This window comes from Vibrio sp. 1978 (assembly GCF_033344345.1).
Map to the genome: position 1 here is coordinate 51,466 of NZ_JAWPOP010000026.1, position 15,035 is coordinate 66,500.

Here is a 15,035-nt window from a genome sequence, read left to right on the forward strand (position 1 = left end):
TGCTTTGATAACGGAGACAAAGCTTAGTTTTTAACCTTTGTTACATAAGTCTAATTCTGTGTTTCAAGTGGCTTGTCTGATACATCAACCACCTGATGTGGGTCTTGCGAATCAAGCTTGATGAACAGAGCCAATAACCCCATCGCGGCCATGCCCCAGAACACAAGCGATCCCCAGTGCTCATAACCCCAGCCACTCAATACGGTCATTAACGCGATAAATGCGCCCAACGGAATCGCGTTATACAACGCTTGCAACGCTACGATCTTATTTTCTTCGGAGTTTTGGATATATTGGATCGCGGCAATGTGTGCGGTAGCGAAAGTCACACCATGCAATAGTTGAACAACCACCAAAGCAATAATTGATGTTGTCGACGCCGTAATACCCCAACGCATCATTACACCAACGGCAGCAGCAATAAACAGCGCGCGTATTGACCAACCTACGAATAAGCGCTTACTCAATGCAAACACTGCCACTTCTGCGGCCACTCCTAAGCTCCACAAGTAGCCAATGACATCTTCCGAGTGACCAGCGGCCTTCCAGTGAATCGCACTAAAGCCGTAGTAAGCCGCATGACTGCCCTGAATTAGTGACACCAACACTAAGAATTTTAGTATCGGCTTGTCGGTCAAAAGAGCGGTCAGCTTTGGACGTTCTGCGCTTTGCCCACCGTGCGTTACAGGCATTGGGTTAGTCGGTCGCATAGCAAACAGCAACGAGATAAACACGCCGAACATCGCAGTGTACAAGATCATATCGGAGCCAAATTCAGCCACCAGGTAGCCCACTGCCGTCGAGCCTGCGATAAAGGCGATCGAACCCCATAGCCGCGTGCGGCCATAATCGAGCATTTTCAGGCGAGCGTAGTAATTTGCCATCGCGTCCGACAACGGAATAATCGGTCCACAACAAAGATTGAACAACACTGTCGCTAGTGCCATTAACCAAAAGCTACCACCCGTAAAAAAGTGAAATCCAACAAAAAGGAGGGCAGCGAAACTCAACCAACGTAAAGCAGGCATAAGATGTTCGACTTTGTGTACTCGTGGGGTGATCACGATATTGGCAACACAACGTGTCGCAAGGCCTAACCCGACCAGCAAACCGATATCTGTCGAAGATACGCCCTGATCCTTAAACCAAAGTGACCAAAATGGCAGATACACGCCATACGCAAAGAAGAATCCGAGAAAGTACTGGGAAATCCAGCCATACGGAGAAGGTTTCAACATTACTAATATCCTAAAACGGGAACACCAACGTTCGAGCCGGGAATTATGGATCGCCATGCGTATTATAAAAAGGGAAGAATAAGAAACTTATCGTTTCCTCGATGGAATACTAACTTTGCGACATTTGGCATCTTCAAGCGAAAACATCGTAATTTAGACCAAAGTCGTCTGGCTTCCGGTAAGAAATTTGTCAGACTTAGAGAGTGTTCCTTCCATCATTATTGGGTGTTCTCATGCCTGACAAATTTAACATGCAATCTCCACCGTTCGATCGCTTAACTGAAGCACAACAAACGCGACTGCGATCGTCTCTGGACGTCGCCTACTATCGAGCTCGAGATGTTATTTTATCCTGCGGACAGAAGAACCCCCACTTACATATTCTGATCAAAGGCGCGGTAGAAGAGCGCTCCAACGATCAACAGGAAGTGTTCGCACATTATGCCAACGACGATATGTTCGATGTACGCTCGTTACTTGAAGACAAGGTACGTCATCACTACATCGCGCTTGAGGACACGCTCTCTTACCTACTGCCGAAAGAAATTTTCCTTGCCCTTTACAACGAAAATGGCCAGTTTGCAGCCTATTTCGATAACAATTTATCGAAACGGCAAGAGCTCATCGAAGCGGCCCATCAACAGCAAAACTTAGCGGAGTTTATTCTCACTAAAGTTGACCGCAGCATTTATCACCCACCGATGATCCTTGAACCAAATACACCAATTAACGAGGTAACACGTTCCTTAAAAGAAAATGGGATTGACGCTGCATTGGTTCAACTCCATGGCGATGATCCACGATTGGAAAAATGGCCATCAGCCCACCCGTACGCAATAGTGACTCGTACCAATATGCTGCATTCTGTGATGATAGATGGTTGCGCGCTCGACACACCAGTGGGTGAGATCGCGAGCTTTCCTGTTTATCACGTTGATGATGGTGACTTTCTATTCAACGCCATGATCACAATGACCAGAAATAGAATGAAACGCCTCATGGTATGTGAAGGCAACCGAGCCGTCGGCATGCTGGATATGACCCAAATTCTCAGCGCGTTCTCAACCCACTCTCACGTCTTAACACTCAGTATTGCTCGAGCAAGCCGCGTGGAAGAGCTCGCTTTGGCCTCAAACCGCCAACGTCAATTGGTCGAGAGCTTATTGAAAAACGGCATCCGCACTCGCTTCATCATGGAGCTGATCTCAGCCGTAAACGAGCAAATTATCGAGAAAGCGTTCGAGTTAGTAATACCACCAGCCTTGCACGACCATTGTTGCTTGATCGTACTCGGCTCTGAAGGCCGAGGAGAGCAAATTCTCAAAACCGATCAAGACAATGCCCTGATTATTCAAGATGGTCTGGAATGGCCTCATTGCGAACAAGTGATGCGATCCTTCACACACACCCTACAACAGCTCGGTTATCCACTTTGCCCTGGTAAAGTGATGGTTAACAACCCGAAATGGGTCAAAACACAGCAAGAATGGATAAGCACCCTAAACCACTGGATAGCTAAAGCCGAACCAGAACAAATCATGGACTTAGCCATTTTCAGTGACGCCCATGCTGTTGCTGGGAATTGCGAGCTGCTGGCCCCAATTGCGGCACATCTTCGTGACACAATGAAAGATCGCATGTTGATATTGTCTGACTTTACTCGCCCTGCCTTGCAGTTTTCGGTGCCCCTAACTCTATTTGGCAACGTAAAAAGTGCTAAAGACGGATTGGACATTAAACGCGGCGGTATTTTCCCAATTGTACACGGCATTCGCGCCTTGTCTTTGGAGTATGCCATTGAAGAGAAGAACACGTTTGAACGCATTGAAGCTCTTAGAAATAAGCGCATCTTAGAATCCGAAACGGCAGATAATCTCAACGAAGCACTTAAATTGTTCTTTAAACTTCGTCTTAATCAGCAACTCAAAAAGCAAGAAGCGTTGAATAACATTGATATTAAACAACTGGATAGAACTGAGCGTGATTTGCTTCGCCACAGCTTACATGTGGTGAAGAAATTTAAGCAATTTTTAGGCTTCCATTATCAAATTCGTGATTAACCCTGATTTTCATAAATCACAGAGGCGTAAGCAATGAACTGGTTACAACGCAAATACTGGCATTACAAATTGAAAGGCTCGCCTTATCAGTCGCTGTTTTGCACGCCAGATAAAACAGAATACGTCTCTCTTGACTGCGAAACCACCAGCCTTGACCCAAATCGCGCCGAGCTGGTGACTATTGCAGCCACCAAGATCATCGACAACCGCATCATCACCAGTCAACCATTTGAAGTCCGCTTACGCGCGCCGCAATCGCTCGACTCAGGCTCGGTCAAGATCCATCGAATTCGCCACCAAGACTTAGTCGATGGCATCAGTGAAAAAGAGGCGCTGCTCGAGCTGCTCGACTTTATCGGCAACCGACCACTTGTGGGCTATCACATTCGTTACGATAAAAAGATCTTAGACCTTGCTTGTCTGCGGCAACTTGGCTTCCCACTTCCTAACCCACTGATCGAAGTCAGTCAGATTTACCACGATAAGTTGGAACGACATTTGCCGAATGCCTATTTCGACTTAAGTCTGGATGCCATTTGTAAACACCTCGAACTTCCTATCCAAGACAAACACGACGCCTTGCAAGACGCGATTTCTGCCGCTTTGGTCTTTGTCCGCTTAACGAAAGGCGATTTACCCAACCTAACCACGCCGTATACATAAAAATCAGTTGACCTAGCTCCCAGAAATACTTTTGTTTCAGCGATTTCCCGGCGCTTCCATCACTCTCATCCTAAAGTCTAATTGTGGAAATACGCGCGGTGACTGACAGTTATAAGCACAACGTCGTCATTACCACGACCAAGTTATTTAGAACCAAAAAACAGCCCTACAAAAATATATTCAAAATCTTATCTAGATTGGTGTAAGGCCGAGAAATAAGGCACAAGGAGAGAAGCCATGAGCGAAGCCCACGTTTATCCGGTAAAAGAAAATATTAAAACTCATACACACGCGGATAATGATACTTACTTAGCCATGTATCAGCAGTCGGTAACCGATCCAGAGGGCTTCTGGAACGAACACGGCAAAATCGTTGATTGGATCAAACCTTTCACCAAAGTAAAAAGCACTTCTTTCGACACTGGCCATGTTGATATTCGCTGGTTTGAAGATGGCACACTGAACGTCTCGGCTAACTGTATTGACCGTCATCTTGCAGAACACGGGGATGACGTCGCCATCATTTGGGAAGGCGATGATCCAGCCGACGACAAAACACTCACTTTCAACGAACTGCACAAAGAAGTGTGTAAATTCTCCAACGCATTGAAAGAGCAAGGCGTACGCAAGGGCGACGTGGTGTGTCTATACATGCCAATGGTGCCAGAAGCTGCAGTGGCTATGCTCGCTTGTACCCGTATTGGTGCGGTTCACACCGTAGTATTTGGCGGTTTCTCACCAGAAGCGCTATCCGGCCGTATCATCGACTCTGACGCTAAAGTCGTGATCACCGCAGACGAAGGCGTACGTGGCGGACGCGCTGTTCCACTGAAAAAGAACGTGGATGAAGCACTAACCAACCCAGACGTAAAAACCATCAATAAAGTCGTCGTGCTTAAACGTACAGGTGGTGATGTTGAATGGCATGAACACCGTGATGTTTGGTGGCACGAAGCAACAGCCAACGTTTCTGACGTTTGCCCACCAGAAGAGATGAAAGCCGAAGACCCGCTGTTCATCCTCTACACATCTGGCTCGACAGGTAAACCTAAAGGCGTACTACATACTACAGGCGGTTACCTCGTCTACGCGGCAATGACCTTTAAATATGTCTTCGATTATCAACCAGGAGAAACCTTCTGGTGTACCGCGGATGTGGGCTGGATTACAGGCCATACTTACCTAATTTATGGTCCACTAGCGAACGGGGCCAAAACCATTCTGTTTGAAGGTGTTCCAAACTACCCAAGCACGGCTCGTATGAGTGAAGTGGTTGATAAGCACCAAGTGAACATTCTCTACACTGCGCCAACCGCTATTCGTGCACTAATGGCAAAAGGTAACGAAGCGGTAGCAGGGACATCTCGTTCAAGCTTACGTGTGATGGGTTCAGTAGGTGAGCCTATCAACCCTGAAGCGTGGGAGTGGTACTACAAAACGATTGGTAACGAGAGCTCGCCTATCGTTGATACTTGGTGGCAAACAGAGACCGGCGGTATCTTAATTGCACCACTACCAGGCGCAACAGATTTAAAACCAGGCTCAGCAACTCGACCATTCTTCGGAGTCCAACCTGCACTGGTTGATAACATGGGCAACATCATTGAAGAAACCGCAGCAGAAGGTAACTTGGTGATCCTTGATTCATGGCCAGGTCAGATGCGTACTGTTTATGGCGACCACGAGCGCTTTGAACAGACCTACTTCTCAACCTTTAAGGGAATGTACTTTACTAGTGATGGGGCTCGTCGTGACGAAGACGGTTACTACTGGATCACGGGCCGTGTTGATGACGTACTAAACGTGTCGGGTCACCGCATGGGTACCGCTGAAATAGAATCGGCTCTTGTCGCACATCATAAAATTGCTGAGGCCGCTATTGTGGGCATTCCGCATGATATCAAAGGCCAAGCTATCTACGCTTACATTACCTTGAACGATGGTGAATTCCCGTCAGCAGAGCTACACAAAGAAGTGAAAGATTGGGTGCGTAAAGAAATTGGTCCAATTGCAACACCAGATGTACTGCACTGGACGGATTCCTTACCGAAGACTCGTTCTGGTAAGATCATGCGTCGAATCCTGCGTAAAATTGCAACGGGTGATACTAGCAACCTCGGAGACACATCAACGCTTGCCGATCCGAGCGTTGTAGATAAACTTATCGCAGAGAAAGCAGAATTGGCATAAATTCAACCAACTGTTTTAAAAGCACTTTAAAAACCGCCATCACTCATGGCGGTTTTTTGCTTTAGTGCACAAATTGGCCACACAAAAAATATGGCAATTATGTTGTTTTTGTTAACTTGGTTACAGAAACGAGAGTGGCTATTAGGAGATTAGACCAGTAAATTGCTGCTAATTGCTATGAATTAGCTATAATCTTGGTCGATTTTTTAAAATTTGCTCGGTTTTAACAAAAAAATCGTGCTGAACTATCGTATATTTGGGAATATAAACGTTCCACTCACGATAAGGGAAGATAGCAACACAATGTCTGCAAAGTCACGGATTCTTGTTCTAAACGGACCAAATCTTAATCTATTGGGTCTGCGCGAACCGACACACTATGGTCACAGTACCTTAGCTCAAGTTGTGGATACTCTTACAGAGCAAGCCCATAACGCTGGGGTAGAACTGGAACACCTACAATCAAATCGTGAGTACGAACTGATTGAAGCCATTCACGCTGCCTATGGCAAGATTGACTTCATCATCATCAATCCAGCGGCTTTCACTCATACTAGTGTGGCGCTGCGAGATGCATTACTTGGCGTCGCCATCCCATTTATTGAGGTGCACTTATCAAATGTGCACGCACGTGAACCATTCCGTCATCACTCTTACCTGTCAGATAAAGCAGAGGGTGTGATTTGCGGTTTAGGCGCACAAGGTTATGAATTTGCTCTGTCTGCAGCGATCAATAAGCTACAGGCAAAGTAACCCTAACACTCTGCAACCCTACGAGGGTTGTCTTAATCACAAGATAAAAGAGAAAGAAAAGATGGATATTCGTAAAATCAAGAAGCTAATTGAGTTAGTTGAAGAGTCTGGCATTGCTGAGCTAGAGATCTCTGAAGGTGAAGAGTCAGTGCGCATCAGCCGTCATGGCACTGCAGCCCCTCAAGCACCAATTCACTACGCAGCAGCTCCAGCGGCGGCACCTGCTCCAGTAGCAGCGGCACCAGTAGCGGAAGCGCCAGCAGCAGAAGCTCCAGCAGCAACACCTGCAGGTCACCAAGTTCTTTCTCCAATGGTTGGTACTTTCTACCGCTCTCCAAGCCCAGACTCTAAAGCATTCGTAGAAGTGGGTCAGAAAGTAAATGCTGGCGATACTCTATGTATTGTTGAAGCAATGAAAATGATGAACCAAATCGAAGCGGACAAATCTGGCGTTGTTACAGCAATCCTAGCTGAAGACGGCCAACCAGTTGAATTCGACCAACCTCTTGTTGTAATCGAATAAGCGGGGCTTGCCTTATGCTAGACAAAGTAGTCATCGCGAACCGAGGTGAAATTGCACTTCGTATTCTTCGCGCTTGTAAAGAATTAGGTATTAAGACCGTCGCTGTTCACTCGACAGCTGACCGCGATCTTAAGCACGTACTGCTCGCAGACGAAACCGTATGTATCGGCCCTGCTCGTGGTATCGACAGCTACCTAAACATTCCACGCATCATTTCTGCAGCAGAAGTGACTGGTGCTGTTGCTATCCACCCAGGTTACGGCTTCCTGTCTGAGAACGCAGACTTCGCAGAGCAAGTTGAGCGCAGTGGTTTCATCTTCGTTGGTCCAAAGGCAGACACTATCCGCCTAATGGGCGATAAAGTATCTGCTATCAATGCAATGAAGAAAGCAGGCGTTCCTTGTGTACCGGGTTCTGACGGCCCTCTAGACAATGACGAAGAGAAAAACAAAGCATTTGCTAAGCGCATTGGTTACCCAGTAATCATCAAAGCATCTGGCGGCGGCGGCGGTCGTGGTATGCGTGTTGTTCGCGCAGAGAAAGACCTTATCCAAGCTATTGCAATGACACGTGCTGAAGCAAAAGCGGCGTTCAACAATGACATGGTTTACATGGAGAAATTCCTAGAAAACCCTCGTCACGTTGAAGTTCAGGTTATTGCTGACGGTCAAGGCGGCGCAATCCACCTTGGTGAGCGTGACTGTTCAATGCAACGCCGTCACCAAAAAGTAGTGGAAGAAGCTCCAGCACCTGGTATCACCGAAGAAATGCGTAAGTACATCGGTGAACGCTGTACTCGTGCATGTATCGAGATCGGTTACCGCGGCGCAGGTACGTTTGAATTCCTATACGAGAACGGTGAGTTCTACTTCATCGAAATGAACACTCGTATTCAGGTAGAGCACCCAGTAACAGAGATGGTTACTGGCATCGACCTAATTAAAGAACAGCTTCGTGTTGCAGCGGGTCAGCCTCTGTCATTCACTCAAGATGATATTAAGATCCGTGGCCATGCGATTGAGTGTCGTATCAACGCAGAAGACCCTGAGCGCTTCCTACCATCTCCGGGTAAGATCGAGCGTTTCCACGCTCCTGGCGGTATGGGTGTACGTTGGGAATCTCATATCTACACAGGCTACACAGTACCACCTCATTACGATTCAATGATTGGTAAACTGATCACTTACGGTGAGAACCGTGATGTAGCGATTGCACGTATGAAAAACGCACTGGGTGAGATGATCATCGAAGGCATCAAAACTAACGTGCCACTGCAATTCTCCATTATGAATGACGAAAACTTCCAACACGGTGGTGCAAACATCCACTACCTAGAGAAGAAGCTTGGCTTACAATAAGCCTAAGCAAACGTCTTAAAAAATGCCCACTCCCGTGGGCATTTTTGTTTTATATGTACGCAAAGGGCTCAACATATAAATCGGCTTATTTGGGTATATACTCAAACAAATCGTAGAGTTCTGGTAAACTCTGCGCCACTTCATTCACTTTAAGAGCAAAAACCAATGCCTTGGATTCAAATCAAACTCAACGCGACCAATGAAAACGCTGAGCAAATCGGCGATATGCTAATGGAAGAGACTGGCGCGCTGTCTGTTACATTCTTAGACGCGCAGGATACACCTGTATTCGAACCTCTACCTGGCGAAACTCGCTTATGGGGCGATACTGATATTCTGGCACTGTATGATGCAGAAGCAGACACTAACTTCATCATCGACCAAATTAAAGCGAGCAATATGCTGGCTGACAATTTTGCTTACAAAGTAGAACAGCTTGAAGATAAAGACTGGGAACGCGAATGGATGGAAAACTTCCACCCAATGAAATTTGGTGAACGCCTATGGATTTGCCCAAGCTGGCGCGACATTCCAGATCCTGACGCTGTTAATGTTATGTTGGATCCAGGCCTTGCATTCGGTACGGGTACTCACCCTACAACAGCACTTTGTCTTGAGTGGCTAGAAAGCATGGACTTAAGCGGTAAGACCGTTATCGACTTCGGTTGTGGCTCAGGTATTCTTGCGATCGCAGCGATCAAACTGGGCGCTGAAAAAGTGATAGGGATCGACATTGATCCTCAAGCCCTGCTTGCTTCAAAAGACAATGCTGAGCGTAATGGCGTTGCAGACAAACTAGAAGTTTACTTACCGCAAAATCAACCAGAAGGTCTCGTCGCTGACGTCGTTGTGGCCAACATCCTTGCGGGACCTTTACGTGAACTTGCACCTATCATCAAAGGACTAGTTAAGCCAAATGGCGACCTCGCTATGTCCGGCGTATTAGACACTCAAGCTGAAGATGTTGCGAACTATTACCGTGACGAGCTTCACATTGACCCGATTGTTGAGCAAAGTGAATGGTGTCGCATCTCTGGTCGTAAGCAAGGCTAGACAAGGTTTTCAGAGCTAATTGTTTGAAATTCATACAATTTACAAAAACAATTTGTAAATGCTCAAATATTAGTCTTTTCACGCAGTGAAAAAATGCGTAAAATGCGCGCCCTTGCTGGTACAGAACTGTGATGACGTTTTGAAAATCGGAAACTATCAACTTAAGAACAATCTAATCGTAGCCCCTATGGCTGGTGTAACGGATAGACCGTTTCGCGAGTTGTGTCTTCGCTATGGTGCGGGAATGGCCGTCAGTGAAATGATGTCTGCTAACCCAAAACTATGGGGAACGTCAAAGTCGAAACAGCGCATGGTACACGAGGGCGAATCGGGCATTCGCTCTGTACAGATTGCGGGTTCCGATCCACAGCTTATGGCGGACGCAGCTCAATTCAGTGTTGAGAACGGTGCACAAATCATCGACATCAACATGGGCTGCCCGGCAAAAAAAGTGAATAAGAAGCTAGCGGGCTCTGCTCTGCTTCAATACCCAAACATTATCGAAGAGATTTTGAAAGCGGTCGTGAATGCAGTGGACGTTCCTGTAACGTTAAAGACTCGAACTGGCTGGGATACAGACAACAAGAACTGTGTCCAGATCGCTAAATTAGCCGAAAACTGCGGCATACAAGCTCTTGCTCTGCATGGCAGAACGAAAGCATGTATGTACAAAGGTGAGGCCGAATATGACAGCATTAAAGCGGTAAAAGAGGCGATTTCAATTCCGGTTATCGCGAACGGTGATATCGATAGCCCGGAGAAAGCCAAATTTGTACTGGAGTACACCGGTGCGGACGCTTTAATGATTGGACGCCCTGCCCAGGGTCGTCCTTGGATTTTCCAGGAAATCCATCACTATTTGGAAAACGGCACCACAATGGAGGAACTTCCAACTGAGGAAGTGAAAACCATTATGCTTGGTCATGTAAATGCTCTGCATGAGTTTTATGGGGAGTTCTTAGGTCCACGTATCGCGCGCAAGCACGTTGGGTGGTACCTGAAAGAGCATGAACAGGCAAGTGAGTTTCGCCGTACCTTCAACGCTATCGACGCAGCTCCGCTGCAAATTGAGGCGTTAGAAGGTTATTTTGATAACGTTGCATCATAATTAAGAGAAGAGCTAGACCGAATATGTTCGAACAAAATCTGACTTCAGAAGCATTAACAGTAACTACAGTAACGTCACAAGACCAGATTACTCAGAAGCCTTTACGTGACTCTGTTAAAGCGTCTCTTAAAAACTACCTTGCTCAACTAAACGGCCAGGAAGTAACAGAACTATACGAATTAGTTCTAGCTGAAGTTGAACAGCCACTACTAGATACTATCATGCAGTACACTCGCGGTAACCAAACTCGCGCAGCAACTATGATGGGTATCAACCGCGGTACTCTTCGCAAGAAACTTAAGAAATACGGCATGAACTAAGACCGTTTTTCAAAAAGTATTTGGAACAAGCCGTTACCTTTTTAGGTAACGGCTTTTCTTTATCTACTAAAACACTACGAATAACGCTCACTTTGTTCAGTATTACCAACTGGCTTTAAGATAACTACTGCTGAGCCAAACAATAGCAAAGCCACGAAAGCGACCCATTCATTGCCTACAGAATACGCGAAGCCCGCCAAGGCAGACCAAATCGCGACACCAAAGTGCATCATACTCATTCCAAAAGACATTAACACACCTCGATATTCATCAGATAAGCTTGCGATATGTGCTTGTAATGCCGGAGAACCAACCCCTCCAGCAAGAGACCAGAGCACTAGAGCTGGAAGATAAGCGGTAACCGTACTCATCTCACTTGAGAACACCCATGCACTGCAAGGTATGCACACCATTAAAGCCACTCGCATAACAGCTCGAGAGCTACCAAGCCAACGGCAAGCTCTCCCCACGCACATATTTCCAACCACACTCACGATCCCTAGAGCAGCATAAATAGCGCCCACCCAACCGAGCGCCAACTCGCTGGTATCTCGAATATGAAGGCCTATCAGGTTAAATACACCAATACGTCCCCCTAGGCCTAAACACATCGCTAGAATCGCCCTCAACGCGCCTGGAAGATGAATGACGTCTGTGATAGGTGGCAGAGTATCTGACTTCTTGGACTCATTATGCTTGTTGTTCATGGACACTACGCTCATGGCACCGACAAAAAGAGCCGCCACGCCCAAAATAATAAAAGCGGTACGCCATGATAAAAGCTGGGTCAACAATGCTCCGATCGCCGGACTAGTTATCATACCTAGCGTTAATCCCGCCTGAACCATCACAATTTGACGCATCGCTCTATTACCCTTCGCGTCTCCCGCTAACGCGAATGCAATTGGTAACATGCCTGCACTTGCAATACCAGTGATCACACGAGTTGCAATAGCAAGTTCAAAATCATGAACTATGCCCGTCGTAATAGACGCAACCCCAAATACAAAGCAAGCAGGCACCATGATACGAATACGCCCAACTCGGTCTGATAAACGGCCCAAGTAAGGAGCGCAAATTGCTATGGCTAAACTATATGCCGTAATAAATAAGGTCACCTGACTCGGTTGAACACTTAAATCATTTCCGATAGGTTCAAGAATAGATCCAAGCATCAACTCATCAGCACCAACAAGAAAAGCAACGAGAAATAGGATCATGGACTGCATCATAGCTCCACCTCCTGTTCTGTTTTCGATTCAGCACAAGTGAGCAACGAAATATCTAAAACTCTATCAGGCCAAGATTGCAAAAATGCCTTCTCATGAGATACTACAATCACGCTACCGGAAAAGCGCAGGAGAGCCTCTTTAAGCGCATTTTTACTGCTGCTATCCAAATGTGTTGTTGGTTCGTCCAACAGCAAAACATTGCATTTCTGAACCGATAAACAACACAGTTTCACCCGAGTTTGCTCACCACCGCTCAATGTATCTAAGTGGCGCTGCGTCTTATCCCCCGTAATCCCAAAGCGAGCTAATAGCTTGCGTGACTCTTTGCTTGAGATTGTTGGCGCACAAGAGCACAGCTCCTGTTCAGGCGTGTTCTGAGGATGGCGCCAAGACAAATCTTGAGAAAAATAACCAATTATTGCACCTTTTGCCAATACCACCTCACCAGAGAGTGGCTCGATCTCCCCCATCAGGGTTTTAAGTAAGGTCGACTTACCCACGCCGTTAAAGCCAGCAACAACCAACTTTTCCCCGCGCGCTAACGTGATATCAAACACTGGAAGCAGAGGCTGCTGATAACCGATCATCAACGCTTTTGCGTCAATCACATTCGGTTGCCCAATGGGCTGGTAAGCAAAGTCAAACATCGATACTTTCTCTACATTATTCAGTTGAATACGTTCGATTTTATCCAGTTTTTTCTTACGCCCTTTAGCAAGACTCGCGTTAACTCCAGCGCCATTTTTGGCAATAAATTGCTCTAACTTTCGAATTTCATTTTGCTGAGCCTTATATTGCTTTTCTATCAAAGCACCATCGTGATGCTTTTGCTGCATTGCTTTGACATAAGTGCCGCTGTATTTTCGAACCGTTTGATAATCAATATCACAAATACTGGTCGCTACTTGATTAAGGAAATCAACATCATGAGAAACCAGTAAAACGGTGCCAATGTAATCATTGAGAAACGTGACTAGCCATTCAATGTGCGGAGCATCAAGATAGTTTGTCGGCTCATCAAGAATTAACACATCGGGGTTGCGAAGTAACAACCTGCCTAAAAGGACTTTGTGTCTTTGACCGCCACTTAGCGAGACAAGCGGTGTATCTAAGCCAAATTGATAAATGCCAAGACCTACAGCAACTTGTTCAATTTTGGTATTAATTGCATAGAAGTTTTCATCTTCTAAATATGCCTGTAGCCGAGCGACTTGGCTTAAAAGAGATGTAGAGTGAGACTCGGTCATCGCATGATACAAAGTCCAAAGCTTTTGCTCTGCAGCGTATAAACTCTCAAAAGAGCCCTTTAAACACTCATGAACTGTCAGCACATTATCGATCTTAAAATGTTGTTCTAAATACCCTACCTCAAGGCTTGGTAACCATTCAATGCGGCCCTTATCTGCAGATAATTCACCGAAAAGCAGTTTCAATAAGGTGCTTCTTCCAACACCATTCGCTCCGGTGATACCTACTTTCTCTCCCACGTTAATACGAAAGGTCACGTTGTTGTATAATGTCTTATCGGCTATCTGATAAGACAAATTTTTAACTTGTAAAATACTCATGTTTTCAACCAAATAAAAAAGGGCCGGTGATCAATACCGGCCCTTATTTCAATACTGGGAAATGCTTTGTAGCTGCTTAACAGATACAAAAAGGCCGATGATGAAATATCACCGGCCATCTCTTCTCTTTTATCAGGTGTACAAGCACCTGCGTATAACTTCAGCGAAGCTACCCACACATAAAACACCTGATGAAGATTAATTTAAGACTCCGAGCAACACTTCATCGCGTTTTTTGCACGGAGTTCAGCCTTCTTACAAAGCTTTTAAACAAGAGATATAACATGATTTACTGTCGAAAAAATATTCGATGTGAAGCGTACACCTTTAGAATAAAAAGTACCAGATAATTATTAAAAACTATCGTGACTTAGACGAAGATCCACTGAAAGAAGACCTTTCCTCAGTCAATGTGCTAGGTGAACGACTTACTCAGCAAACACAGCTATGAAAGCACCTATACCGCTCACGTTATACGTACGTAGTGGTGGCTTTGAAGGTTGGAGAGGGTTAGAGGGAAGAAGTAGCGAATATACTTTAAGACACTGGCTTAAATAGATCGACAAAACAAAATCCATGTTTGGAAAGTTTTAAATGCGCTGAGTTTATATTAATAAGCGCCTATGGCTAAATCAAAACATCTAAAGCAGAGAAATCTCCCCCGAAAATAACATAACCTATTGAATAAATTTTCCAGGTAATAATAAAGGAAGCTTTGGTAAGTTAAGCACAGGGGCTCAAAACTAGCGCTCGAGACTGCAGAAACCACACAAAACTGCGTTCCACTTCACTCATAACAGGGCTTAGAAAGCATCGCCAGAGGGAAGCCGGCCTCTCGATGCAAGGTTTCAATATGAAAGTGGGTTTAAGGTAAGTCGGGGAACCAAAACGAAAAAAGCCTCAGTCTTTCGACTGAGGCTTAATATAAGTGGCGGAGTGGACGGGACTCGAACCCGCGACCCCCGGCGT

Annotated in this window: 12 protein-coding genes; 9 read left to right on the forward strand and 3 right to left on the reverse strand. The window is 45.8% G+C overall.

The genetic code is table 11. The features are described from left to right. Positions 1 to 50: 50 nt before the first annotated feature. Positions 51 to 1,238, reverse strand: coding sequence for a 3-phenylpropionate MFS transporter (locus tag R8N49_RS20155; RefSeq protein WP_042523701.1), 1,188 nt, complete (start codon positions 1,236 to 1,238; stop codon positions 51 to 53). Between the two features lie 233 nt (positions 1,239 to 1,471). Here R8N49_RS20155 and R8N49_RS20160 point away from each other — a divergent pair, with 233 nt between their 5' ends. From R8N49_RS20160 to fis, 9 genes are all read left to right on the forward strand, one after another. Further along, entirely contained in the window at positions 1,472 to 3,298 is a 1,827-nt protein-coding gene (locus R8N49_RS20160; RefSeq protein ID WP_258489324.1) for a DUF294 nucleotidyltransferase-like domain-containing protein, read from the forward strand. A 33-nt stretch (positions 3,299 to 3,331) separates the two neighbouring features. Further along, complete coding sequence (locus R8N49_RS20165) at positions 3,332 to 3,961, forward strand: 3'-5' exonuclease (RefSeq protein ID WP_042523697.1); 630 nt, start codon at positions 3,332 to 3,334, stop codon at positions 3,959 to 3,961. A gap of 237 nt (positions 3,962 to 4,198) precedes the next feature. Then, the gene (acs, locus tag R8N49_RS20170) at positions 4,199 to 6,151 is read left to right on the forward strand and encodes an acetate--CoA ligase (protein WP_005386359.1); all 1,953 of its coding nucleotides are present in this window, start codon (positions 4,199 to 4,201) and stop codon (positions 6,149 to 6,151) included. Between the two features lie 303 nt (positions 6,152 to 6,454). Beyond that, a complete protein-coding gene (gene aroQ, locus R8N49_RS20175; RefSeq protein WP_005382360.1) occupies positions 6,455 to 6,904 on the forward strand; it encodes a type II 3-dehydroquinate dehydratase in 450 nt (149 codons plus the stop codon). Between the two features lie 61 nt (positions 6,905 to 6,965). Next, complete coding sequence (accB, locus tag R8N49_RS20180; protein WP_005386355.1) at positions 6,966 to 7,427, forward strand: acetyl-CoA carboxylase biotin carboxyl carrier protein; 462 nt, start codon at positions 6,966 to 6,968, stop codon at positions 7,425 to 7,427. A 14-nt stretch (positions 7,428 to 7,441) separates the two neighbouring features. Next, a complete protein-coding gene (gene accC, locus R8N49_RS20185) occupies positions 7,442 to 8,785 on the forward strand; it encodes an acetyl-CoA carboxylase biotin carboxylase subunit (RefSeq protein WP_005382509.1) in 1,344 nt (447 codons plus the stop codon). Between the two features lie 165 nt (positions 8,786 to 8,950). Further along, positions 8,951 to 9,838 carry a 50S ribosomal protein L11 methyltransferase gene (gene prmA / locus R8N49_RS20190; protein ID WP_005382507.1) on the forward strand — a complete coding sequence of 296 codons (888 nt, stop codon included), beginning with the start codon at positions 8,951 to 8,953 and terminating at the stop codon, positions 9,836 to 9,838. Between the two features lie 139 nt (positions 9,839 to 9,977). Further along, a complete protein-coding gene (dusB, locus tag R8N49_RS20195; protein ID WP_005382505.1) occupies positions 9,978 to 10,946 on the forward strand; it encodes a tRNA dihydrouridine synthase DusB in 969 nt (322 codons plus the stop codon). A gap of 23 nt (positions 10,947 to 10,969) precedes the next feature. Next, on the forward strand, positions 10,970 to 11,266 hold the full coding sequence (gene fis / locus R8N49_RS20200; RefSeq protein WP_000462885.1) for a DNA-binding transcriptional regulator Fis: 297 nt from the start codon (positions 10,970 to 10,972) through the stop codon (positions 11,264 to 11,266). Between the two features lie 74 nt (positions 11,267 to 11,340). Here fis and R8N49_RS20205 read toward each other — a convergent pair whose 3' ends face one another. Together R8N49_RS20205 and R8N49_RS20210 are read right to left on the reverse strand one after the other, a co-directional pair. Then, positions 11,341 to 12,498 (reverse strand): MFS transporter, encoded by a 1,158-nt coding sequence (locus tag R8N49_RS20205; protein WP_258489323.1) that lies wholly within the window; start codon positions 12,496 to 12,498, stop codon positions 11,341 to 11,343. Beyond that, on the reverse strand, positions 12,495 to 14,066 hold the full coding sequence (locus tag R8N49_RS20210; RefSeq protein ID WP_318190058.1) for an ABC-F family ATP-binding cassette domain-containing protein: 1,572 nt from the start codon (positions 14,064 to 14,066) through the stop codon (positions 12,495 to 12,497). Before R8N49_RS20210 ends, R8N49_RS20205 begins: the two co-directional genes overlap by 4 nt. Between the last annotated feature and the right edge of the window lie 969 nt (positions 14,067 to 15,035).